At 70.9% G+C, this 23,920-nt stretch carries 20 protein-coding genes; 7 read left to right on the forward strand and 13 right to left on the reverse strand.

The window, feature by feature from the left end:
• Positions 1 to 217: 217 nt before the first annotated feature.
• Positions 218 to 928, forward strand: a complete 711-nt coding sequence (locus tag CK206_RS14970) for a hypothetical protein (RefSeq protein WP_143337750.1) — start codon at positions 218 to 220, stop codon at positions 926 to 928.
• A 341-nt stretch (positions 929 to 1,269) separates the two neighbouring features.
• Here CK206_RS14970 and CK206_RS14975 read toward each other — a convergent pair whose 3' ends face one another.
• Together CK206_RS14975 and CK206_RS14980 are read right to left on the reverse strand one after the other, a co-directional pair.
• On the reverse strand, positions 1,270 to 1,542 hold the full coding sequence (locus CK206_RS14975) for a helix-turn-helix transcriptional regulator (RefSeq protein WP_371607106.1): 273 nt from the start codon (positions 1,540 to 1,542) through the stop codon (positions 1,270 to 1,272).
• Positions 1,543 to 1,737: 195 nt separating this feature from the next.
• Positions 1,738 to 2,358: a GMC oxidoreductase gene (locus CK206_RS14980; protein WP_254050704.1), complete on the reverse strand. Its 621-nt coding sequence runs from the start codon at positions 2,356 to 2,358 to the stop codon at positions 1,738 to 1,740.
• 977 nt (positions 2,359 to 3,335) lie between these two features.
• Here CK206_RS14980 and CK206_RS14995 point away from each other — a divergent pair.
• From CK206_RS14995 to CK206_RS20805, 4 genes are all read left to right on the forward strand, one after another.
• On the forward strand, positions 3,336 to 3,725 hold the full coding sequence (locus tag CK206_RS14995; RefSeq protein WP_096906876.1) for a VOC family protein: 390 nt from the start codon (positions 3,336 to 3,338) through the stop codon (positions 3,723 to 3,725).
• Between the two features lie 99 nt (positions 3,726 to 3,824).
• On the forward strand, positions 3,825 to 4,130 hold the full coding sequence (locus CK206_RS20175) for a hypothetical protein (protein WP_216824143.1): 306 nt from the start codon (positions 3,825 to 3,827) through the stop codon (positions 4,128 to 4,130).
• Between the two features lie 66 nt (positions 4,131 to 4,196).
• On the forward strand, positions 4,197 to 5,498 hold the full coding sequence (locus CK206_RS19665) for a hypothetical protein (RefSeq protein ID WP_143337751.1): 1,302 nt from the start codon (positions 4,197 to 4,199) through the stop codon (positions 5,496 to 5,498).
• A 253-nt stretch (positions 5,499 to 5,751) separates the two neighbouring features.
• Complete coding sequence (locus tag CK206_RS20805; protein ID WP_371607108.1) at positions 5,752 to 6,462, forward strand: cupin domain-containing protein; 711 nt, start codon at positions 5,752 to 5,754, stop codon at positions 6,460 to 6,462.
• On the opposite strand, the gene CK206_RS15010 is transcribed toward CK206_RS20805, so the two are convergent.
• The 7 genes from CK206_RS15010 to CK206_RS15040 all read right to left on the reverse strand — a co-directional run bounded on the left by CK206_RS15010 (position 6,401) and on the right by CK206_RS15040 (position 16,525).
• The gene (locus CK206_RS15010; RefSeq protein ID WP_096906878.1) at positions 6,401 to 8,776 is read right to left on the reverse strand and encodes a glycosyltransferase; all 2,376 of its coding nucleotides are present in this window, start codon (positions 8,774 to 8,776) and stop codon (positions 6,401 to 6,403) included. The genes CK206_RS20805 and CK206_RS15010 overlap by 62 nt on opposite strands.
• Positions 8,773 to 9,897: a glycosyltransferase gene (locus tag CK206_RS15015; protein WP_096906879.1), complete on the reverse strand. Its 1,125-nt coding sequence runs from the start codon at positions 9,895 to 9,897 to the stop codon at positions 8,773 to 8,775. Before CK206_RS15015 ends, CK206_RS15010 begins: the two co-directional genes overlap by 4 nt.
• Positions 9,894 to 10,871 (reverse strand): hypothetical protein, encoded by a 978-nt coding sequence (locus CK206_RS15020; protein WP_254050617.1) that lies wholly within the window; start codon positions 10,869 to 10,871, stop codon positions 9,894 to 9,896. The genes CK206_RS15015 and CK206_RS15020 overlap by 4 nt, the downstream gene beginning before the upstream one ends.
• Entirely contained in the window at positions 10,868 to 12,115 is a 1,248-nt protein-coding gene (locus CK206_RS15025) for a glycosyltransferase family 4 protein (protein WP_096906880.1), read from the reverse strand. Before CK206_RS15025 ends, CK206_RS15020 begins: the two co-directional genes overlap by 4 nt.
• On the reverse strand, positions 12,112 to 14,121 hold the full coding sequence (locus tag CK206_RS15030) for an O-antigen ligase (protein ID WP_143337752.1): 2,010 nt from the start codon (positions 14,119 to 14,121) through the stop codon (positions 12,112 to 12,114). Before CK206_RS15030 ends, CK206_RS15025 begins: the two co-directional genes overlap by 4 nt.
• A 74-nt stretch (positions 14,122 to 14,195) precedes the next feature.
• Positions 14,196 to 15,023, reverse strand: a complete 828-nt coding sequence (locus CK206_RS15035; RefSeq protein ID WP_096906882.1) for a hypothetical protein — start codon at positions 15,021 to 15,023, stop codon at positions 14,196 to 14,198.
• A complete protein-coding gene (locus CK206_RS15040) occupies positions 15,020 to 16,525 on the reverse strand; it encodes a lipopolysaccharide biosynthesis protein (protein WP_096906883.1) in 1,506 nt (501 codons plus the stop codon). The genes CK206_RS15035 and CK206_RS15040 overlap by 4 nt, the downstream gene beginning before the upstream one ends.
• Before the next feature lie 90 nt (positions 16,526 to 16,615).
• On the opposite strand from CK206_RS15040, the gene CK206_RS15045 reads away from it, so the two are divergent.
• Complete coding sequence (locus tag CK206_RS15045) at positions 16,616 to 17,758, forward strand: glycosyltransferase family 4 protein (RefSeq protein ID WP_254050618.1); 1,143 nt, start codon at positions 16,616 to 16,618, stop codon at positions 17,756 to 17,758.
• A gap of 9 nt (positions 17,759 to 17,767) precedes the next feature.
• Positions 17,768 to 18,739, forward strand: a complete 972-nt coding sequence (locus CK206_RS15050; RefSeq protein WP_096906884.1) for an LCP family protein — start codon at positions 17,768 to 17,770, stop codon at positions 18,737 to 18,739.
• A gap of 58 nt (positions 18,740 to 18,797) precedes the next feature.
• Here CK206_RS15050 and CK206_RS15055 read toward each other — a convergent pair whose 3' ends face one another.
• The 4 genes from CK206_RS15055 to CK206_RS15070 form a co-directional block, all read right to left on the reverse strand.
• Positions 18,798 to 19,961: a diguanylate cyclase gene (locus CK206_RS15055; protein WP_096906885.1), complete on the reverse strand. Its 1,164-nt coding sequence runs from the start codon at positions 19,959 to 19,961 to the stop codon at positions 18,798 to 18,800.
• Positions 19,958 to 21,316: an exopolysaccharide biosynthesis polyprenyl glycosylphosphotransferase gene (locus CK206_RS15060; RefSeq protein ID WP_254050619.1), complete on the reverse strand. Its 1,359-nt coding sequence runs from the start codon at positions 21,314 to 21,316 to the stop codon at positions 19,958 to 19,960. The genes CK206_RS15055 and CK206_RS15060 overlap by 4 nt, the downstream gene beginning before the upstream one ends.
• On the reverse strand, positions 21,313 to 22,440 hold the full coding sequence (locus CK206_RS15065; protein ID WP_096906887.1) for an NAD(P)-dependent oxidoreductase: 1,128 nt from the start codon (positions 22,438 to 22,440) through the stop codon (positions 21,313 to 21,315). Before CK206_RS15065 ends, CK206_RS15060 begins: the two co-directional genes overlap by 4 nt.
• 159 nt (positions 22,441 to 22,599) lie before the next feature.
• Positions 22,600 to 23,913: an EAL domain-containing protein gene (locus CK206_RS15070; RefSeq protein ID WP_096907500.1), complete on the reverse strand. Its 1,314-nt coding sequence runs from the start codon at positions 23,911 to 23,913 to the stop codon at positions 22,600 to 22,602.
• Positions 23,914 to 23,920 lie beyond the last annotated feature (7 nt).

Raw genomic sequence — 23,920 nt, forward strand, 5'->3', positions numbered from 1 at the left:
TGATCAGCGGCATATTGTCTTTCGTGTCTGAGGCTACGATTAGTTCGGAATGCGAAGGTGGGCCTAGTCTGACAGTTACCTTAGCGGCGTGTTAACGTTCAACGCTGGGGCCGTGGGGCCGCGTCTTAGGGGCGGCCCCTCGCGTCCGCCGACCCGACCCCGGTGACTACTGCGGGGCGTCCCGCCAGATCATAACGCTAAACGAGGAGACCGACTCATGTCGTCCACATTTTCCCGAGTTGCCGCCATTGCGGCTGCCTCCGCTCTTGCGCTTTCCGGCGGCACGGCTGTTGCCGGTGCCCAGTCCGCGGAGGATGAGGGCGGTACGCTCTCCTCAAGCATCCTCGGAAGCACGGGCAGTGCCGAGTCTACTCCGGGAAGCCTGGGTTCCTTGGGCGAGGACGGTTCTGTTCGTCCGCCGGCTAACGCTACCGGGCTCGGCTCGCTTGACACCGAGGGGTCATTGATCGGAGAGCCGACTACCGGTTCGCTCGCCTCGGTGGCCGATGCGTCCTCGGGCTCAGCTGACTTCTCCAATCCCGCACCGGGCACCGGTTCGGTCGACACAACCGGCTCTCTGATCGGTGAGCCGACCACGGGGTCACTCGCCTCTACATATGCCCCGGTCGCGGGTTCACTCGGCATCGACGATGGTCTGACCACTATCCTTGGTTCGGCGGGCTCGTCACCCTCCGCGTCCGTCGGCGCGCTCCTGCCGGTTGTCGCCATTAGTGGCTCGGTCGCCGCGGCCGTCATCGGCGCCCCGATGATCTCCGACGCCCTCGCAAACATGGGCGTCGTTCTCCCGCCCCTGCCCGAACTTCCGCCCCTTCCCGAGCTCCCGGCCGGTTCGTCGATCCCGGGGATGCCCGCCGTCAATCAGGCAGCAGCCGCGCCCGGCCCCGACGCCAACAACGGCAGGGGCTGAGCGGAAGGCCCCACGACATACTCGAGGCCCGTCCCTGCTCGCAGGGGCGGGCCTCCGTCGTGCCCGCTTATCACTGTTCTGCCGCGTCGGCGAGCCATCGCGTAGCGCCATATCTCGCGGACGCCCGAAGCCGAGACCGTAGGCGGACGGCGTGATCTACGTCGAGATCTCGGAGACCGGACACAAACTGCCGGTGGAGGCACCGGACGAGTTGGCCGACGAGCTCGGCGCGGCGCCTGGCTCCGCGGCCTATCGGGCTGACCCGGCTGGTTCCGCGCAGCCCGGTGGGTGCGCGTCGATCCGGGCGTCGGCGGGCTTTGTCGTCGTCCTCGTTCCCAGCGCTACCGGTCCAGTTTGATGCCGTTCCCGATGCCCCACGACACAGCCTGCGCGCGGGTGGACACGTCCATCTCCTGGCAGGCCGAGCTCACGTAGGTCTTGACGCTGTTGGGCGAGAAGTAACACCTTTCGGCGACCTCCTCGTTGGACAGACCCTGCTCGATCAGACCGCTCATCTCGCCTTCCCGGGGTGATAGGCCAGCCTCCTTGGCGGGCCACGTCCACCGCGACCGAACGATTGGAGCCCTTTCCCTTCTCCGACGCTCCGCCTCCAGGGGGTTCCGGCTGAATAGCCCTCTTGCCCCGGTTCCGCGCCACCCGGGGGCAGCGGGCCGGCCGGAAGGGAGTCAGGCTTCGTCGTCGTGCCGTTCCACACCTGCACCACCACGCGCGGGCGGGCCTGACCCCGGTGGGGAGCCCGGCCCATCGGCGTCGCCCATGCCAAACGGAACCGCTCGAAAGCAGCTCGCCTACCGCAGATCGCTTGCGACGATGGCGTCCATATTCCGCTCGGCGAGTGCGGTGATGGTGACGAAGGGGTTGACGCCCACGTTGCCCGGGACGAGGGAGCCGTCCACCACGTAGAGGCCGGGGTATTCGTGGAGGCGTCCGTGGTTGTCGGTGGCTTTGCCGAGCAGGCAGCCGCCCAGGGGGTGGTAGGTGAAGTCGTCGCCCCAGGTCTTGTACACGCCGAACAGGTCGGTGCGGTAGATGGTGCCTTCTTTCTTGTTGATCTTGTCGAAGACCCTCTTGGCCATGGCGATGCCCGGCTGGTTCTGGGACACGCTCCAGGTCAGGTCGACCTTGCCGGTGGCGGCGTTGAACTGGAAGCGGGCCCGCTCGGGGTTGTTGGCGATCGCCAGGTACAGGCTCACGTAGGTCTCGAGTCCGGCCGGCAGGGGAGCGATCTCGGCGAAGATCGACGCGGTGGGGTCGGCCCAGTTGTCGATCCCGAGGGTGGGGATGGTCGACTGCGTGGAGCCGGTGGCGTCCCACATGTGGTTTGCGCGCCCGACCATGATGTTGCCGTTGTTGCCCCAGCCCTCGCCGACCTGGTTGGACAGGTTGGGCAGGAGGCCCTGCGCCTTCATCGACACGAGCAGCTTGCTGGTCCCGATGCTGCCGGGGGGCGAAGAAAACCCGGTCAGCCGTGACGTTCTTGGTGGCGATCACCGTGCCCTGCTCGTCGATCTGCTCGATCGTCACCCGGTACCCGCCCCCGGTGGCCGGGGTGACTGCCGTGACCCGGTGCAGCGGCGAGATGGTGAGCCGGCCGGTGGCGGCGGCCTGGGCGAGATACGTCTTGTCCAGCGACTTCTTGCCGGCGTTGTTGCCGTAGATCACCTCGCCGCCGAGTGCGGAGGCCTGCGCGGTACCCGCCGCCTCGCGCTTCATGTAGTCGAAGTCGTAGACGTTGGGCACGAAGGTCGTGGCGAACCCGGAGCGGTGCGCGGTCTTCCGGCCCACGCGGGCGAACTGGTACCAGGGGCTCGACTCGAACCACGCCTGGTCGACGTGGTTGACGCCGAGGGCGGCGTTCGCGCGCGGGAAGTAGGTGCCGTACATCTGGGCCGAGTCGACGTTCGGGAGGATGTGCTCGAAGTGGCTGCGCTTGGGCGTGACCGCCATGCCGCCGTTGACCAGCGAGCCGCCGCCCACACCGCGGCCCTGGCACACCTTGACCCCTGAGAACTTCTCGGCGTCGAGGACCCCGACGTAGCGCTCCACCTTCTTGTCGATCCCGAAGCCCATGAAGTTGCTGACCGGCTGGCTGGTGGTGTCCGAGAGCCACGTGGAGCGCTTGTCCGGATTGAGCATCCCCGAGAAGATCTTGCCGTCCGGCCCCGGCGTGTCCCAGCTGCGGCCCATCTCCACGATGTGGGTCGCGATCCCCGCCTGCGTCAGGCGCAGCGCCGCCAGGTGCGGGTCGCTTCGGGCGGCGGCGGGCCCTCGTCGTCGTCGCCGATTCCCAGAGCGCACCGGGGGAGCGCCCCAGCTCGGGCCGCCGGGAGGAGCCTCGGTCCGTGAGTGCTTGAGGCGCCTGGAGTGCAGGTCGTAGCGCGGTGCCATGGCTGGGATCACCGCGCGGCGTGTGGTCGTCGCACTCGACTGCCCCGACGCTCGAGAGCTCGCCGAGTTCTACGCAGCGATGCTCGGCTGGCGGATTCGCGACGACGCCGAGTACTCGGACTGGGTCGACGTCGTGCCGCCGGAGGGCGAGCCGGGCGCGGTCGCGCTCGCGTGCCAGACCGTCCCCGACTTCCGCGCCCCGACCTGGCCCGATGGCCCGGTCCCCACGCAGGTGCACCTCGACTTCTACGTGGACTCGATCGCCGACTCAGAGCCGGCCGTCCTCGCCGCGGGCGCCCGCCGACACGAGCACCAGCCCAGCCCCGACGGGCGGTTCGTGGTGTACCTCGACCCGGTGGGGCATCCGTTCTGCCTCTGTGAGGAGTGAGGCTGGGCGGGGCGCGGACCGCGTTCCGGGTGGATACCCTCGAGGCCATTGCCGACCTCGTACCAATTCTCGGCCTCCACGGTGGCGGAGGAATGACCGGTGATGCGCGCGCTGCCGGACGGCGACCACGCCACGCCGCTGGACCTTCCCGCCGTGGCCGACCTCGATTCACTCGTCTACAAGGTGGCGGGCCGGGTCGCGCCCGGCAGCGTCATCGTGGGGCATTCCCTTGGCGGCGTGGTGGCCGCCAACTCGCCGGGGCGCGCGGCCGGTCATTCATTCGTCAGACCGCGTTCCCTCCTCTCCCTCCGGTTGGTCGGGGACGGGCACCCGGTTCAACATTCTTCGGTCAGATTGGGTGTCCCGATCGAAATACGGAGATATGCTCATATTTCTGGGCGCTGATCGTTTCTAGAATTGTGCAGTAGTGTCGACTCGAATAGGTATTACTAAGCTCATTTCGGAGGATTTATGGGCAACTATTTCCGCTCGCTGTTTCGGTTGGTATGGCCATTCGTGTTGCTCCTACTGGTGGCCGCCCTGCTCCATATTTACGATCCCTGGTCGATCAGGGATGCTATAGCTACAGTTTATTTCGGTGTTTCTGTTGCAATCGCTACGGCGATGCTAGGACTTCGGCAGCAAGCGCTGCAGCAGGCGTTGGCTGACGCTACGCTGGTGGCTACGATTTCCTCAATACGGGGTTCACTGGAAGCTGTGAAAAAGAGTTTCGACTCGGCTGCAGTGATGGCCGTTATAACTAAGTCGAGATCGGGCTTGCCGCTCTTGAAATATTCTGAACCATGGGCGAGGGAAGAGTTTCTAGAGGCAGCCTGCGAAGCCTCTCGGTGCATTGATAAAGATTTGAGTGAGAGACTGCGGGCACGGTCTACTTGGGCGGAGGACGACTGGAGTCAGATCTACAAATGTGTCAAGTCCTTCAGAAGTGACCTGTCCGAGATCGACCAATCCGCACGGCGAAGTGTGGAGGGCGCCCATTCTTGTTTGGGAAGTCTGCTTGAAAATATAGAAAAAAGTCTGGCGGTCCGCGAGTCTATCCCATTCAAAACTTTTAAATCCGCCTATTACAGAGGGGACGTGCACGAGAAAATTCGCGCAATGCTCGATTGGGACACCCTAAGGGATGGAATCGAAAAAGGCGACACGGCGCTGAAGGTTCATCGTCAATGGTCGGTGGATTGGCTCGGGGAAAATGATGCGTTAACTGTTTGGCACGCTACGCCGAAGGGGGATTTCTGCGACTTTTATGAAAAATCCGCAAGGCCAATAGCGCTGCGCGAGGTGGGCCGAAAGTTTAATATACTTCCGGACGATACGCGCGCTACCATAAACAACATTGCCCAGACCTTCAACTTCAGGACGAATAGCAGTGGTCTGCATATTGCAGAAGTCGTCACCCTGAAACTGGAGGATCGACTATTCATACTAGATGGAAATCACAGAATGGCAGCCATGGTTCGAGGTCCTCAAGGTCACCTCGGTCCACTAGGTGTCCAAGTAGTTGAATACAGGATAGTCCACAACTCAGATGATGTGCTTGTTCCGGAGCAACTCAGCAAGAAGGAACAGGCCCGTTTTCACGAGGTGCTCCAAGAGGTGTTGGATCGCTCGCCTAGTGCAACCCCAAGTGATGTCTGGTCGACGTGGCGGTTGAGAAATTTGAACAGTAGCGACGGCAAGCATGGAATTCGCAAGAGACTGACCTTGCTGTCGAGAGCTAAATTGAATCAATTGCGCTGGGGCGGTTCTTAGTCCGAATCCGACCCAAGCCTGCGGGTCGAGATTGTCTGAACGGACGCGGGGGGTGGCAATGAAGGGCCCATCGACCGGAGGCGGCGTCGCACTCGCCGTCGCGGTCCGGTGCTGGCGATGGCCGCCTGCAGCCCGCAATCGACCGTGCCTCCTGTAGCGGAGCGGGATACCATCCGCGCTCTGGACATCGTCGAAGGTCAACAGGAGAAACCCGTCGAGCTGGCCGTGGACGGCGGCGCCGACGGGGTGCCGGATCCCCCTTGAGCCCGGGGCTAGAACTGGCCGACATTGCCATCATGGGCAGCTGCTCGTGGTGGTGGAGCAGGGCGAGCTCACCCGCTACGCCGACGCCTACCACGGCGGAGTCCACGTCTACCGCGCTGGCGACTCGGTGGTCAAAGGTTCTCGGTACATCCATGAGACCGGCAATGAAAGGTCGGAGGACCTGGTGGTGATGATCACCCACTTCACTCCGGAGGGAAGGTCGACGGAGGAAAACGGACCGTGCGCAGTGTGGGCAATAGGGAGCCGCTGGGCCAGCGGCCCTCGTCGTCGCCCATTCCCATCCCAGCCCCCGGCCGCGGCATACCTGCCGACCGCGCTGACCTTCCCACTCAGCCGCACCACGTGCGCTGGAGACACCGGCAGCCGCACCCGCACCCCCGCCCCCCGCGTCGACCGCCAACGTTTGCCCCGTCGACACCAACAACGCCCGCATGTCGGACCCCGCGGCCAAGCCGGGCATTGCCAGCTCACGCACGGCGCCCTCGACGTAGCACACCCTGGCCGGGCTTTATACAGCGATGCTCGGCTGGCGAATCCGTGCCGACGCGGGGTACCCGACGTGGGTCGACGTCCTGCCGCCGGCGTCTACCGGCACGGCGGGCACCGTCGCCCACCTGTCACCGACCGTCCCCGCCACCTCTCGACCGCAGCCACCACACCAGCCCGCTCGTGGAACTGAAGAACAGCGACCGCGACTGCAGGCCCGTGGGGGCGCGGAAGCGGTCCTCGTGCACGTTGACCCGCAACAACCGGAACCGGTCGGTGTCCGGGCGATTGATCCCCTCGATGGTGGTCACAGCACTGGCAAAGCCGGCGGCGGCGACCGTCGCGACGTCGCGGTCGCCGAAGTCGGCCAGTCCGCCGTTGGGATAGGCGAAGTGCCGGGGGCGGCCCCCCAGTTCGGCGGCGATCCGGTCCCGGGAGCCGACGATCTCCGCCTCGGCCGTGGCGTCATTGGCGTTGGCCAGGATCGGATGGTGCACCGTGTGGGCCCCGATCTCCACCCCCCAACGGTGCAGGCGCCGCACATCATCCCAACTCAGCATGTCGCCGACCCGCGCCGGCACGTCGGCGTCCAGGGCGACCAGAACCTCGGCGAGGGCGGAGTCGAACCGGGCGGAGGGCACCGACTTGAGTGCTGCCACCAGGCGCTCCAGCGCCTGCTGGCGGGCGGTGGGGGAGTCCAGCAGCACCGCGTCCGGCCCGAGGAGCTCCACCACCACCGAGTCGTGGGGGCTCTGTGCGATCGCATCGGACAGGGCATACGGCCACAGGGTCGCGCCCCCGATGTGGCCGGTGGTCACGTACAGGGTGGCGGGCACCGGCGCCCCCAGGGCCGCGAGTGCCTGGAGGTTGTCGTGGTAGCCGTCGTCCACCGTGATCGCGTACCGGGTCCCGGCGCGACCCTCGTCCAGCGCGCGCAGGCCCGAGTCCAGATCCACCAGCAGCTCGCGGTCCCGGCACCACGCCGCCATCCGCCGGAACGTCCGCGGCGTGACGGTGATCGGGTGCGGGTCCGGCACCTCGCTGAACCGGTGGAACATGAGCACCACCAGACCCGGGCCCTGCCGCCGACGCACCAGCTCGTCCACGCCCAGGTAGTGGCCGACCAGCGCGAGGAGATACACCGCCCAGGCGCGCGGCCGCCACCACTGCGCCTCCCGCGGGGGAAAGGCACCGGCTGCAGGGCCGGGCTCCGCAGGCCCGGGCCACGCAGGGGCGGCACCCGGCGGGTCGACCCGGTCGAGGAGCCCGAGGAGCGCCGCCGCGCTGCGTCGGAGCTCGAACTGCTCCTCGACGAGCTCCCGGCCGGCGCGGCTCATCCGCAGGGTCGCCTCCGGATCGGCCGCGAGCTGCTCCACAGCCCGGGCCAGGTCCGCCGCATCGCCCGGCACGCACAGCAGCCCGGTGTGGCCGTCCACCACGATCTCGCCGATGCCGGACAGGCGGGTGGAGACGGTGGGCACCCCGCTCGCCAGCGATTCCATCAGGGCCACGGGTAATCCCTCCATCTGGCCGTCGGCGGCCACCACGCTGGGCAGGACGAACAGGTCCGCCGCGGCGAGCGCCGCGGCGACCTCCGACTCCGGGCACGAGCCCCGGAACCGGACCCGGTCGGCGATGCCCAGCTCGCCGGCCAGGGCGCTCAATTCGCCGCGCAGGGGACCGTCCCCGATGAGGTCCAGCTCCAGGCGTGCCGTCGCCGGGCCCGCCACGGCCATCGCCTCGAGCAGGTGCCGGTGCCCCTTGTACTCCTGCAGGGACGCTACGCACAGGGCGCGGATCGGGCCGGTCTCGGGCAGCCGACGCGGGCGGAACTCGTAGCCGGCGGTGTCGATGCCGCAGTGCACCAACTCGATCGGTGCGGCGGGACCGAGTAGTCCGCGCAGCAAATCCAGATTGTGCCGGGAGATGGCCACCACGAACTGCGCCTCGGCGCAGCGCCGGGCGAGCCCGGAGGTGTCCACGTAGATGTCGTGCGCGTGGGTGGTGACGCTGTACGTGACCCCGGTCAGCCGGTGGCAGGCCCACGCGGCGAGCAGCGGGAAGGTCGCGTAGTGCGCGTGCACATGGACGCCGCTCGTGCCCGAAAGATCCCGGGCGTGCGCGGCGGCGACCAGCAGGGTCGCGAGCGCGCGCAGCAGCATGGCGGGGGAGCGGCGGAAGTCCACCGCGACCGCGCCCAGCAGCCGGGCCAAGGGCCCGGGCCGGTGGCGCAGCGCCCACCTCAGGCCGGCGGCAACGTCGCGGGCGCCCGGCCGCCACGCGCGTCCCGACCAGCGGGCCGCCACCGGGTGCACGGTGGTGTCGGGGGAGGCGAACAGGGACCGGATGGTGCCGATCGGGGCCCCGGCACTGACACTGGCACCGTCACCGTCACCGTCACCGTCACCGTCACCGGCACTGGCGAGCGCGTCGATCTCCCGGACGATGAACGTCTCCGAGGTGCGCGGGAAGCGCGAGACCAGGTAGTCGATGCGGGTCGGGGTCATCGCGCGGCCTCGCGGTAGATCTCCATCAGCTGCTCGACCCACACGCGGGCGGAGAAACACGACCGGATCCGCTCCGTGGCCGCCGCGCCCATCGCCTCCCGCAGCCGCAGGTCGCGGGCCAGGCGCAGGATCTGCTCGGCCATCGCCTCCGCGTCGGCGGGCGGGCACAGCAGGCCGGTGACGCCGTCATCGACGATCTCGCCGATGCCGCCCACCGTCGTGGCCACCACCGGCCGGCACGTCGCGCCGGCCTCGATGAGCACCGTCGGCAGGTTCTCCACCAGCGAGGGCAGCAGCACCACGTCCGCGGCGCGGTACACCGCCGCCATGTCCGTGCGGACGCCGGCGAACACCACCGAGTCGTCCAGACCGTGCTCGCGCACCGCGGCCCGCAGCACGGGCTCCTCGTCGCCGCCGCCCACCAGCGCGAGCACCGCGCCCGGCTGCTCCGCGACCACGCGCGACCACGCCGCGATCGCGTGCGGGATGCCCTTCTGCTCCCGGAACGCCGCGGGCAGCACGGCCAGGAACCCGTCGCGGCCGCCGCTCAGCTCCGCCCGCACGGCCGGGTCCGCCGGCCCGGGCTCGTAGCCGGAGACGTCGATGCCGTTGTGCACCACCCGCCAGTTCCCCGGCGGGCGGCCCGCGTAGTGCAGGTCGGCGTAGGTGTCCAGGGAGGCGCGGGAGGCAAAGAGCGCGGCGTCCGACCGGGTGGCGGTGAGGACCGCCAGCCGTTCCTTCAGCCGGGCGCGCCCCTCGAACACCGGGGCCAGGGTGTGGAAGGTGGTCACCACAGGCCGGCGGGCCAGGCGGGCGGCGGGCACACCGAGGGTGATCGCCGTCGCCAGATGGGCGTGGACCACGTCGTACCCCCCGGCGCGGATGAACCGGACCAGGCGCGGCACCGCGTCCGGGCGCAGCAGGCGACGCATCCCCACCGCGCGCGGCGTCAGGCCCGCGGCCCGGTACTGCTCCAGCAACCCGGGCGCGGCGTCCTCCATCGGGACGAGGCTCACCAGGTCCACCTCCACGCCGGCCTCGCGAGCGGCGGCGGCAAAGGGGATGAGCAGGGTCTCCGCGCCGCCGAGCCGGAACCCGTCTATCAGTACGAGCACCTTCATCGGGTCTCCCCCTCCAGCAGCTGCAGTCGGTCCCACGGGATCTGCTCGAGCCCGTCGTAGTCCCAGTCCAGGCCGGCCTGCCGGTACACGGCGCCCGGGTAGATACCGTCGGCGTCCGGCGCGAGCTCGAAGCTGATGCTCAGCGGCGACCCGCCCCGGTCCACCACGTACCCGCCGTACCGCTGCATCGCCCGCGCCACCGCGAGGTGCGCGGCGGGCAGGCCGAGGGCGTCCAGGTCGAGGGCGGGGTCCAGCCGGAGCCGCGAGCCCTGGGGTACGCAGTCCGGGCGGTCCGAGCGGCCGTCGGTCTTGATCGCCGGCGCCCGGTACATGCGGGCGCAGGTGTTGTCCGACTGCAGGACCAGGGCGTGCTCGATCTCCCCGTGCTCGATCTCGGCCACCCGCACCACGCCTGCCAACCGGGAGGCGCCCGCACCGGTGGCCGCGCCACCCCACCCGCTGCCCGCCAGGGGGTTGATCGCGCCGAACGAGGTCACCCACCCCGGCACGGTCCGCGCGGCCTGCCAGAACTCGTACGACAGTTGCGCGTCCTCGTCCACCACGACCATCGCGCCGTCGGAGCCGGTGTGCGGCCGGGCCCCGTCCGGGATCGGCGTGTCCACCCCGTCGAAGGGACAGGGCCCCCACTGCGTCCGCAGGCACTGCACCCGGTACCGCGGGGTGTCGGCGATCGCGGTGTAGACGGGGATGCCGAACTCCACCAGCCCGGCGTAGACCCGCCCCTCGCCGGTGAGGTGGGCGGTCACCAGGTCGCTGGCGGGGTCGACGCGGGCATCGGCGGGGACCGGGGTGCGGAACGGGCTGTCCGCGGCGAACGGCTCCGCCGCCGTCGCCCGGTGGGCAGGCTCGGAACCCGCCCACATCGCCGCAACCACCGCGAGCACCGCCACCAGCCCGAGTGCGACACCGGCCACCGCCACCCTGACCGGCCACCGGGGCCTCGTCGTCGTCACCGGTCGCTCCCGACGGTGACGCAGCGGTCCAGCGCCTCGGACACCAACCGCGCCGCGTCCTCACCGGTCCCGGCCAGCTCCTCGTGGCCCCGCGCGCCCAGGCGGGCGGCGAGGGCCGGGTCCAGCAGCAGGCGCTCCAGCGCCCCCGCCAGCGCCAGCACCGCGCCCGGGGGCACGAGCAGCCCGGTCTCGCCGTCACGGACCGCCTCGGCGAGGTCCCCGACGTCGGTGCTCACCACGGGGCGGGCGTGCGTGTACGCCAGGTGGATCACCCCGCTCTGGCTGGCGCGCAGGTACGGGGTCACCACCACCCGCGCCGAGCGGATCATCCCCGGCACGTCGGCGGCGTCCACATACCCGGGGCGTAGGTCCACCCCGCCCACCCGGTGGGCGAGCGAGGTAACGGCGGCGAGATCCAGGTCGGCGCTCACCGCCCCCGCCACGACCAGCCGGGCGTCGGGGACGGTCCGGCGCACCTCGGCGAACGCCTCGAGCAGCTGCTCGAGGCCCTTGTAGCGGGTCCAGGTGCCGAAGAACAGGATCTCCGGGCCAGTGGCGGCGGCGGAGGCGCCGGGGTCGTGGTCGCCGAACGCCTCGACGGGCCCGTGCGGGATCACCACCACCTCGCCGCGGGGTCGCCAGTTCTCCAGCACCTCCCGGCGGGCGGAGGTGCCCAGGACGTACACGATGTCCATGCGTCGCCACGCGGCGGCGAACGCCGCGCGCAGGGCCCGGCCCTCGCGCGGGGTGCTGGTGTCGCGGGCGTCGGAGCGGGGGAGCGGCTCGTGGGCGACGATCCCGTAGGTCGACCGCGGCAGCAGGCGGGTGATGGCGACGACGAACAGGGGCTCGAACGCAAAGCGCCAGTTGGACCACAGCACCACGTCGGGCCGCAGGCGGGCCAGGGTGGCGGCCAGCACGACCCACGCGGCGACCAGCCGGGCCGCGCGGGTGCCGCGGCGCACGAGCGTCGCCGCCCTCGTGACAGCGGCGCGCGCCGACCCGGCCGACCCAGACGACCCGGGCGGCCCGGCCGTGCCGGGCGACCCCTCGGCCGGATGCCAGGTGGGCAGCACCGAGCGGATCTCCAGGCCGGGGACGCCGGTGCGGATCTCGGGGTCGGGGCCGGTCAGCAGGATCACGTGCTCGCCGCGTTCGGCCAGCGACGTGCCCAGGCGCACGGCGAACTGGAAGAGGCCCCCGGACGGTGAGAACTCCACCAGGACGATCGTTCGTGACGTCATGTAGTGCTCCTCGGCTGTGGGGGTAGTGGCGCTGCGGGTGTGGGGGTGCGGCGCCGCACGACGATCCAGCCCAGCGCGGCCACGCCCGCGCCGACCGCGGCGCAGGCGGCCAGCGCCGCGGGGGTGAGGTGACGCTCCGGGGTGACGGCCGGGTCACCCAGGGCCACGACCCGGAACGTGGAGGTGAGGCCGAACTCCTCCAGCCGGGCGCGGGCGGAGCCCTCGGCGGCGACGAGCAGCGCGCGGGCGGCGTCGGGGTCGGCGGCGGTGGCGTCCACGGTCACCAGGCCGCGCACGGGGTCGCCGCGGTACCGGGTGTCGGGCGTGCCCGGGTCGACCAGGGCGGCGAGCGTGGGCATGACGATCTCGCGCGAGCGCACGTCCATCGGCCAGGCGGACAGCGTGCCGGGCGTGGTGCGCGGAATCACCACCAGCTGCGCGGTCGCCCGCGCGCGGTCCGTGGCGAGCGCCGAGGCGGTCCCGGCGGCGGCGAGGACCGCCAGTGCCACCACGGCCCCGGCGCCTGCGAGCCGGCGCAGCGTGCGGGGTCCGTCGATCCGCTTCGGGTGGGGTTCGGGGCGGCAGCACAGGGCGGCCGCGAGGACCGCGAGCAGCCCGAACGTGCGGAAGTAGGCCAGGTGGAGGAACACGCTGGCGATCGACCAGGCCACGAGCCCGGCCAGCACGGCGGCGGCGAGGCGGCGCTGGTCGAGGTCGCGGGTGGTGAGCAGCCGGTGCAGGACGAGCCCGCCGATGCCGGTGACGAGCACCGCCCAGCCGAGCAGGCCGAGCACGCCGGTCTCGGCGGCGAGCTCGGCGTAGAGGTTGTGGGTCGCGTCGGTGGGGTCGGCCACGGGCGTGGGCACGCGGTCGGCGTACTCGGTGACGAGCCCGGCGTAGCTGCCCGCGCCGTAGCCGGTGAGGGGGCGTTCGGTGAACATCTGCCACGCGATCTCCAGCGCGGCCGACCGGCCGAGGACCGAGGGGTCCACCCCGGTGGTGGCGTCCGAGCCCAGATCCTCCACCAGCGACAGGAAGCGTTCCCCGATCCCCGGCAGCAGGGCCAGGCCGACCCCCACCGGCACGAGCCACAGTCCCCGCAGGCGCACGGCCCGGTCGGCCAGCACGAGGAACACCGCGATCCCCACCGCTGCCGCGAGGTACGTGCCGCGGGACTGGGTGAGGTACATCCCTGCCAGCAGGACGATCACCGCCGCGACCCAGCCGGCGGTGGCCGCCCGGTGCCGGTGCCGGTGGGCGCGCAGGGCCAGGGCGACCGCCAGCGGCAGCCCGATCACGAGGTGCCGGCCCCAGAAGTTGGAGTCGGGGAGGGGCCCGCCGAACCGCACCGTGGTGGTGAGCTCGCCGGAGGCCTGGGTGACCACCGAGAACCCGAGCATGTCCCACGTGCCGCCGGTCAGGGCGAGGTTGATCACCGTCAGCGCGGCGAGGACCGCCAGGGGCGCCGCGACGGCCGCCGCGACCCGCCACACGCTGTCGGTGGCGACGGTGAGGAGCAGGACGACGACGACGACGAGGGCATCCACCGCCCGCCGGTCGACCGTCGTCACGGTGGCCGCGAGGTCTGTGGTGGTCAGGAAGCTGAGCGCCTGGGAGGCGAGGTACACCAGCAGCAGGGCGGCGAACCACCAGGCGGGCCTGCTGATCCGCGCCCTGGCCTCCTCGCTGCGCAGGCCCGAGAGCAGCGCCACGGTCACCAGCAGGAGCAGGGCCTGGAACACGCCGGGCACGCCGAGCCCGGCCGCGACGCCGGGCAGGTTGACGACCTCGGCCACCACCGCCAGCACGAGCATCGCCACCGGCCGGGCGACCGCGCACCACACGGCCACCGCCGCAACGGCTCCCACCGCCCCGGCGAGTGCCGGCGACAGGCCCAGCACGGCGAGCGCCGCGAATCCCGCCGCCCCGCCGCCCGCCAGCGCGGCACCGGTCGCCACGCCCGTGGGCGTCGGCCCGGAGCCGGTGGGCTCTGAGCGGGTGGGCACTGAGCGGGTGGGCACTGAGCGGGTGGGCACTGAGGGCGTCTGGCCCGTGTGCGTCGGGCGCGCGCCGGCGGCGGTCACGGCGGGCCCATCCCGGCGGCGGGGCCCTGCCCCGCGGCATGTCGTCCCGCAGCGGACTCCCGGGTCGAGGCGTGGGCGAGATCGTCGGCGTGCCGCCACTGGTCGGGGCCGCGGCCGACCTCGTCGTCGTCGCCCCCGGGGCCGGGCGTCCCACGGTCTGCTCCCGGGGTCCCGACACCCTCGTCCGCGGCACCATCGCCACCGGCTGCACCGCCACCGGCTGCACCATCGCCGCCCGCGGCGGGCCCGTCGCCGCGCCCGCGTCGCCCGATCGCGCTGATCACCAGCCCGATCCCGGCCCCCACCAGGGCGCCGGCGATGGCCGCCACCCCGACCAGTTGCGCCGGCGAGGCCCCGCCCGCGGTCTCCGCCGGACGGACGGCGGCCTCGCTGATGACGAAGGGCGCCAGGATCGTCGACGCCGACGTGCTCGCCGACCCCAGCACCGTCGCCAGCGCGGCGTCGGAGGACGCCGCCGAACCGGTCTCCACGGTGACCTCGACGAGCGTGGTGTCCACGAGGGCGCTCGCCGAGAGCACGACCTCCGTGGTCGGCACGTCCAGCGCCCGGGCGGCCTCGACCGCCCACTGCTCGCTGCCGTAGATGGTCGCCGCGGTCCGGACCACCTGCTCCTCGCTGAGGACCTGCCAGAAGTCGGCCGCGAGGTCGTCGGGAAGGCCCGCCGCGGGCACGACCGCGACGGTGGCGGTCGATGCGTACCGTGCGGGGGCGTCCGCCAACGCGGTCCCCGCCCCGGCGCCGGTGAGCGCATTCAGCACCGTGGTGGCGGCGACGATCCAGGCGCGGCGTGTCCGTGACGTCATTTCGGGCTCCCTGTGGGTACGGCGCGCGTGCGGCCGGTCGTGGTGGTGCGGGCCCGCGACAGCAGCGCGGCCCCGGAGGAGAACAGGTCGGGGGCGGTCAGGCGCACGAGCAGCGGGTAGACCACGGCTCCGGTGCCGACGAGGACGGCCAGCTCGGCCGCGGGGTGCAGGGTGCCGGTGACGAGTGACAGCGCCCAGACGACGCCCGCCATGACCCCGGCCGCGGCCAGCGGACGCAGGATCGACGCCAGCAGCGGGCCCGCCGCCGTGCCGGTGACCCGGGTGACCACCCACAGTCGCACGGCCGAACTCACCAGCTCGATCGCGACCAGCACGCCCGCCACCGCGACCGCGCCGTGGCCCGCCGCCCACCACACGGGGACGGCCATCACCGCGAGCTTGCCGGCGTTGAGCGCGGTGAGGATCCCCGGCCGCCCGAGGGCCTTGAAGACGTCGCCGGAGTGGAACGAGGTGGCGTAGACGAGCGCGAACAGGCTGATCAGGGCCAGCATCGGCGCCGCGTCGGCATATCGCTCGCCGTACAGCGTCTGGATGAGCGGGTCGGCCACCACCGCCAGCCCCAGGGCCACCGGCGCGGTCAGGCCCACCACCCAGGCGACCACGACGCGGTAGTGCCGGGTCAGCTCCTCGGGATCGTCCTGCAGCCGGGACAGGGCGCTGAAGAGCACGTCGCTGACCACGATGCACAGGTTGAGCACGATGAGCTCCGGCACGCGGTAGGCCAGGGTGTACATCCCCAGCGCCTCGTCCCCGGCGCGCGCGCCGATCGCGAGGTAGTCGACGTTGTAGATCCCGTACGCGAGGAGCGTCACCGCCGACACCGGCAGCCCGAACCGCAGGAGTTCAGCGAAGACGCCGCGGTCGAAGCCGAACCGCAACCCGGCGCCACCGGCCCGCCAGTACAGGGCCGTGGTCACCGCGACCCCCAGGATCTGGGCGTAGACCAGGCTCCAGACGCCCTGACCGGCGACCGCCAGGGAGATCGCGGTGACGGTCTTGACCGCGGCCCCGGCCGCCTCGGGGACGAGCCGCGCCCGGAAGTCCAGGCGGCGCCGCAGCGCCGACTGGGGGACCACCCCGAGCGCCGAGATGACCAGGGCGACCGCGAGAGCCCGGACCGGCGACGCGAGATCCGGCCTGTCGGCCACCTCGGCGAGGACGGGCGCGGCCACCACCAGCACGGCGGCGGCCAGGACCCCGGTCACGGTGGTGACGAGCAGACCGGTGGGGGCGATGACGGACCAGGGGCGGCGGGACTGCACCACCGAGGCGCCGAAGCCGAGGTCCTTGACGTAGTCGAAGAGGTTGACCACCAGCAGGGCGAAGGCGAACAGGCCGAACTCGGCGGGCTCGAGCAGCCGGGCCAGGACGACCATCATGATGAGGGTCGAGGACTTGCTCAGGGAGAACACGGCGTAGTTCCACGCGGACTGCCGCCCGGTGTCCGGGGTGGCGGTGGCGGCGGTGGACGGCTGATCCATGGGGCCTCCGGGGGGAAGAAAGTCGTCCTCGCCGGGCTCCTCTCGTACTTCGCGGAGCGATACGGCCCGGAGGCGGTCCACTACGTCCACGTGGGCGCCGACGACGGCTCGTTTCCCCCGCCCGACTGGCACACGGCCGCGAGCGCGGTCCCCGCCCCGCGGACGCACGAGGCCGTGCGGCAGGTCCTCACCCGCACGACCACCGGTCGCTCCAGCCTCCAGGAGTCGCTCCTGCGTTCACCGCGGACCGGGGAGGGGATCCGCCGGGCGCTGGACCGGGTGCGTCCCGACACGGTGGTCTACGACACCGTCCGGATGGCGCAGTACGCCGGGCAGAGCGGCGCGGCCCTGCAGATCTGCTACCTCGACGACCTGTTCTCGGAGCGGTATGCCACCATGCTGCGGACCGCACGGCTGCACCCCGACATCGACATCGCGCCGCTGGGCAACTTCGCCGGGTTCGTCCCGGCCCCCCTGCGACCGATCGCCGCACACCGGCGCGGATGGCAGTCCCTGTTGACCGTGGAACGGCATCTGATCCGGCGCGGCGAGGACCGCGTCGCCCACGACGTCGACCGGGCACTGCTCATCAGCGAGCCCGAGGCGGAGGTCCTGCGTGCCCGGACCGGGCTGGGGGAGGACCGGATCATGTCGGTCCCGCCCCTGCTGGCCGAGCCCACCCGGCGGACCCGCCGGCCGTCGGGGCGCCCCGAGTACGTCTTCCTCGGTCAGCTGTCCCTCCCGCACAACGACGACGGTTTACGCTCCTTCCTCGCCACCGTGTGGCCCCTGGTGCTCGCAGCCGAACCGAGGGCGCGACTGCGGATCATCGGACGATCACCGCGCCCGGGGCTGACGGAGGCGGTGGCGGCCCACGCCGACTCGGTCGTCCTCGAGGGCTACGTCCCCGACCTCGCCGAGGCGCTGGCCACGGCCACCGCCATGGTCAACCACCTCCGCTTCGGCTCCGGCATCAAACTCAAGGTGATCGAGGCCCTCGGCCACGACCTCCCCGTGGTGTCCACCGGGATCGGGGCGCACGGGATAGACCTCTCCGGGACCTCCGGGGTGCTGGTGGCCGACTCACCGGAGGAGTTCGCCACCCACCTGCTGGACCTGGCGGACCCCGCCGCAAACGCCGCCCACTCGCAGGCCGCCGCCGGCCACTTCGCCCGCGCGTACTCCCGCGACGCGGCGCTGGGACGCTACGACCGCGCATTCGCGGGAAAGTAGGGCCGCAGTATGTCCCGCCACGTAGTCGTCGTCGTCATCCGGTTCGTCGCAACCGCCGCCGTGCTGGCCGTCGCGGCCGTCGGGGGGTTCCTCCTGCTGCACGACGGGGTGGGCAGGGACGTCGCCCGCGTCTCCGCCTTCCCCGCCGAGGACACGCGCCCGCCGGCCACGCCCTCGGAGGACCTGACACTCCTCCTGCTCGGCCAGGACTGGTCGCCCGAGGCTGAGCAGCACGGCCGCAGCGACGCCATCCTGCTCGTCCGGATCCCCTGGCACCGATCCACCGTGACCATCGTCTCGATCCCGCGGGACTCCTGGGTGACCCTGCCCGGATATGGCGAGGCCAAGATCAACTCGGCGCTTCCCCTGGGAGGACCCCCGTTGGCGGTGGCCACCGTGGAAGACCTCACCGGGATCCGCGTCGACCACGTCGCGATGATCGACGGCGACGGATTCCGTGCGCTCACCGACGCGCTCGGCGGGGTGACGGTCGAGATCCCGGAGACCGTCCACGACAGCGCACGCGGGGTCACGTGGACCGCCGGCACCCACCGGCTCGACGGCGCCGCGGCACTCGACTACGTCGGCCAGCGGTACGGACTCGACGGCGGTGACCTGGACCGGGTGCGTCGCCACCAGAACGTGCTGCGGGCGATGGCCACCGAGCTGCTCGGCCTCGACGCGCTCGCAGATCCGCGGACCGTCCACCGGCTGGTCGGCGCGGCCACCGACTCGATCGTCGTGGACGAGGAGTGGAGTGCCGACGAGATGAGGGAACTCGCACGGTCCCTGCAGTACCTGGGACAGTCGGGCCTGACGTTCACCACGGTCCCGGTCGCCGGCCTCGACCAGGTGGGCGGGCAGAGCGTGGTCCGGCTGGACCGGGCGCGCGCCGCCGAACTGTGGACGGCGATCCGGGAGGACTGGGGCCCGGAATGGGTGGAGCAGTCCGGTGTCGCCCTCGCCCCGAGCGTGCCCTGACCGGTGCCACGCGGCTCCGCGAGCAGCCGCACCTACGCGGCTCCGCGAGCAGCCGCACCTACGCGGCCGTGCCGCGCCGGTGGCGCACGATCTCGCGACCCACGATGGTCGCCAGGCCGAAACCGTTCGGCGGATCCTGAGGAAACTCCGCGCTCTCGTCGGCGACACCGGGTCGCCACCGGATGAGCGTGGAGGTCTGCATCACCACGCGGTCGCGGCCCAGGGACTTGGCCCGGTACACGCAGCGGTCGGCGGTCCGGGTGAGCTGGTCCATGATCTCCGAGGCGTTCGGGGGGCCCGAGTCGCTCGTCTCGATCGGGCCGAGGACCGCGCCCACGCTCACCGTCACCTCGCCCTCGGCGGCGACGGCTCCCCGGATGCGTGAGGCCGCCGCACTGATCTCCGCGACGCTGTCGACCGGGAACATCACCACGAACTCCTCGCCCCCGATCCTGCTCACCAGGCTGCCGGCCGGGGCGGCGGTGGTGATGACGCGCACCGCGTTGACGAGCACGATGTCCCCGGCGGTATGCCCGAACGTGTCGTTGACTTCCTTGAAGTGGTCGATGTCGATCAGCAGGAAACCGACCGGCCGGCGGTGATCGGCGCAGTGACCGAACACGCGGGCGTGGCGTCGGATCAGTCCCCGCCGGTTCAGCGCTCTGGTCAGCGGGTCGATCTCGCCGACGAGCGCGACCCTCTCCATCGCGAACTCGAGGGAACTCCGCAGCACCACCACCATGAAGACCGGGATGCAGACGGTGAGGATCGATGCGCCCGCCGCGACGAGCCCGCCGATGACCGAGGTGGACGACACGGCGGAGAAGGCCGAGGCGAGCAGGATGGCCGTCAGGCTGAACCCGATGGTCGCCCGGATCGTCGAGGCCATCGCGGCGATGGCGGGGGCCGTGGCCAGCAGGGCGACGATCGCCCGTGAGGCCGCCGGATCCGTCACGATGGTCGCCGAGAACGCGATGCAGACCATCGCGCCCACCCCCACGACCGCGAACTGGCGATCCGTGAGGCGACCGACGCGGGCGGTGAACAGCAGCAGCGCGACCCCGATCACCCAGATGGCGATGAACGCCGGCATCATTCCCGGGCGGACGAACGTGGGACTGCCGAGGGCGAGCACCGGGAGGACCGCCCCGCACCCGCTGCTGACGAGGATCGCGGCCGACCTGGCGTCGAATCTCTCCCAGAAGCGGGCGGGCACGCTCATGAACCCGTGCCGGCAACTACCGCCCTGACGGTGAGCAGGAGGATCTTGATGTCGAGCCACACCGACCAGTTCTGGATGTAGAAGTTGTCGTACAGTGCCCGGTCGTCGATGCTCGTGTCGCCGCGCAGGCCGTGGACCGCGGACCACCCCGTCAGTCCCACCGTGGCCCGGTGTCGGTCCACGTAGGACGGGACACTGCGGGCGAACTGCTCGACGAAGTGCGGCCGTTCGGGTCTCGGGCCGACGAGCGACATGTCCCCGCGCACGACGTTCCACAGCTGGGGCAACTCGTCGATCGAGGAAGCCCGCAGGATCCGCCCCAGCGGACCGATCCGGTCCTCCGGATGCCAGTCGGTGTCCGACGCCCCGGGATCCACGGGCCGCATGGAGCGGAACTTGTAGAGCACGAACTCGCGTCCGCCGCGACCGACGCGCACCTGGCGGAACAGGATCGGCGCACCCCGGTCGGACAGCGCCACCGCCGCGGCGGTGAGGGCCAGCAGCGGCGACAACAGGACCAGCGCGCTCCCGGCGACCACCACGTCGAACACCCGCTTGGCCTGCCAGTACCACGTGCGATGGATGTGGCGCCGGACCCTGATCAGCGGAATGGTGTGGATCCGGTCCATGTCCGCGTTGAGGTGCACGAACTCGAACAACCGGGGCACCAGGAAGATCTCACAGTCCAGGGTGTCGCACTGCCGCAGTGGAGAGATGAGGGAGGAGTCCGGGCGGTGCTGGAACGCCACGATCACGGTCTCGACGTCCAGCTCCACCACCGCCTCGTGCAACGGGCGATCGAGGACGGGGACCGGGAGCCGGCCCGCGCCCAGCAGCGGGTCGCAGTCGATCACCGCCACGGGTTTCAGGCCCAACTCGGGGAACTCGTCCATGCTGTCGAGAAGCTCACCGGCGACCACACCGCCCCCGACGATGATCGTGCGTCGACGGGCGGCGGGATTGCGGCGCCGCCGGCGGCGCACGATCGCGTAATAGATCACGCGTGTGAGGACGAGGGCGCCGAAGATTGCCGCGATCATCACGAGCAGATCCCGGATGGAGTCGTGCCCGCCCCGGGCGAACTCCACGACCAGGGCTGCGACGATGGAAGCCGCGGCCAGACGTGGGGCGTCGTTGAGCGCCGACAGCGTGAGGAGGGAGCGATAGTTCCCGGAGAACTCCACCGCCAGCACCACGAGAATCGCGGCCACCACGGCACCTGCCGGGGAGTCGACGAGCGCGGAGATCACCGCGGTCTGGACGACCGCGTCGAGCCCGGCCAGGAAATGGTCGGACCGGTGCCGCGGCATCCGACGTCGGGTCTTCTGGCCTACAGCGACTTCCCGAACTGTCACGACGCGATGCTCTCGATGTGGTGTGCAGTGCCGAAGCCGAACAAGGCTGGTGGGGTGCCCTGCTGATGCGTCCTGGAGAAGGTGGCGAGGAACTCGTCCGTGGTCACACCCGCGGCCGCCTGCGCGTGCACGCCCGCGTCCATGCCGGCGGCGGTGTAGGCGCGCAGGAGCTCGGCGATTCCCTCGGCGAGCCCGCGACGGGCCTCGAAGCCGACAGCCCGCAGGATCTCCCCGGAGTCCACTCGGCGCGGCTCGCGCGCACTCCCGGAGTGGTGGGCGACTCCGATGGATGTTCCCGGCACGGCCTCGGCCACCATGCGGGCGAGTTCGGTCTTCGTCACCGAGTCCGGATGGCCGCCGACATTGAACGACGCTGCGCGCACGGTCTCCGCCGGCGCCTCCAGGCACCGCACGAAGGCGTCCGCGACGTCCCTCACGTGGATCGATGGCCCCAGGGTGGCGGTGGCTCCCGTCGGCACGACCCGGCCGTCGAAGGCCGCGGTGGCCACCATGCGGTTGACCGGCAGATCCGAGCGCAGCCGCGGGGAGACCCCGAACGCCGTAGCCAATCGGAGGGATGCCGGGCTGAAACCGCTGTCGGCTAGCGCCGCGATGTCCTCCTCGACCCGCAGCTTGGACGCCGCCCACGGGGTGGTCGGATGCAGGGGGCTGGACTCGGTCGCCGGGTCCCCGTCCCCGGGCGCGTACACCGCGCATGTCGAGGCGAAGAGGAATCGACTCACCCCCGCAGCCCTGGCCTCCCGCGCCAGGCGAACCGAGACGAGGTGGTCGGACTCGCCGACGGATCGTTGGAGGGTTCCGAGGCCACCCCCGTCCGGCGCGGCGGCGAGATGGACCACGGCGTCGAATCCCACGAGATCCTTTGCCGAGACCTCACGCAGATCCGCGCAGAGGGTGGGCGGATCGTGTGGGATCGGCCCCAGGACACGGGCGGCGTACACCCCTGTATCGAGCCCGGTGACCTCATGGCCGGCGGCCGAGATCTCGTCTGCCACCACGGTCCCCAGGTACCCCTGATTACCCGTGACCAGGACCCTCAAAGATCCCGTCCCCCTGGCGAACGTCGACTCGGTGCCGGGCCTGCTGATGACTGTCCTGTCCATAAGAGTGCTCCGCTACCTCAGTCGCCGGAGCGGGTCCCCTAGTGCCCGCCTCGACGCGTTCATGATAAGCGTAGCTTGATTAACGAGATGTGCAAGTTTTTAACTTCCCTAGAGCGTCCGGACCTCGGCGCTTCGCCGAAGGAATCCTCTTAGCTTTTATTAAGGAATACGGATCTGGGATGCGGGCGCCGGACGGCCGTAGAAGTATCCCTGCGCATGCGTGAAGCCCAGGTCTCGTAGGACGGGAATCTGGCCCTCGTCCTCCACGCCCTCGGCGACGGACGCTATCCCGAGCGTCTGGGAGATGTCGCAGACGGCGCCGATGATCTTGCGGATGGAGGGGTCCGAGACCGAGCGCACCAGGGAGCGGTCCACCTTGACCACGCTCACCGGGAGGTCGGCGAGGTAGCGCAGTGCCGCGAACCCCGTCCCCAGGTCATCGACGCAGATGACGCAGCCCATCTCCGCCAACCCCTCGATAGTCCGCATCGCCGGGGAGGCGACATCGATGAGGGCCTGCTCCGTGATCTCGATCCAGACGTCGGACGCGCTCAGCGACCACTCGTCCAGGGTTCGTCGTACGTACGGCAGGAGCCGCGAATCCGCGAGCTGTCGTGCGGAGTAGTTGACGGACATGAACAGCGGCGTGGTCACACTATGGGGACTCCACCGGGCGAGCTGCTCCAGCGCGGAACGCGTCCCTGCTCTACCGATCGGCAGGATGAGCGAGGTCTCCTCGGCGGCGGGGAGGAACGCCGGCGGGGTGAGTAGGTCATCGCCTCTCCGCCACCGGATCAAGGACTCGTAGCCGAGCACGCGGGCGTCGGCCAGGTCGACGATGGGCTGGTAGTGCATCTCGAAATCCGAGGAGGCAGCGCGCGCCATCGCAGTCCTCAGCTCTGAGGCGTTGGCGAGTTCCTCGAGCATGGACTGCGTGGCCGCGTGCAGATGCGACCCGGTCTCCATGGCGAGATGCGCGGCCGCGAACGCCGCCCGCATCAGGAGGTCCGGGTCGTCTGTACCCACCGACGCCGCAGTGGCGGAACCGACCTGTGACTGCACGAAGTGCTCCCGGTCGGCGAGGAGGAGCGGGTGGGAGAGGTGTTCCTTCAGCTCGGCGGTGAGGTCGTCCACGGAGTGGGTGCCCGCGTCGAACCGGATCACCACGGTGCGGTCGACGGGTCCGGGCTCGACGATGGCATGGCCCCCCAGGGCGGCGCGAATAGATGACTGTGCAGCGGTCGTGATCAGGGCCGAGGTGGCGAAACCGTGTGCTGCCAGGAAGCCGCCGGAGAGATCCAGTCCCACGACGATGACGCCTGCAGAACTCGGTCCCTGCGCCCGACCCGGAGCGCCTGCCTCGATCCTCTCCTCGGGGTCTGCGTCCGAGAGTCCGTTCGCCGGGCAGACATCATCGGCACGGGAGCCGGGCGCCCCGGCCTCCTGCGGCAGTCTCGACAGACGTAACACCATCGGAATG

The sequence above is a fragment of the Dietzia sp. WMMA184 genome (genome assembly GCF_002441635.1).
Taxonomy (GTDB): domain Bacteria; phylum Actinomycetota; class Actinomycetes; order Mycobacteriales; family Mycobacteriaceae; genus Dietzia; species Dietzia kunjamensis.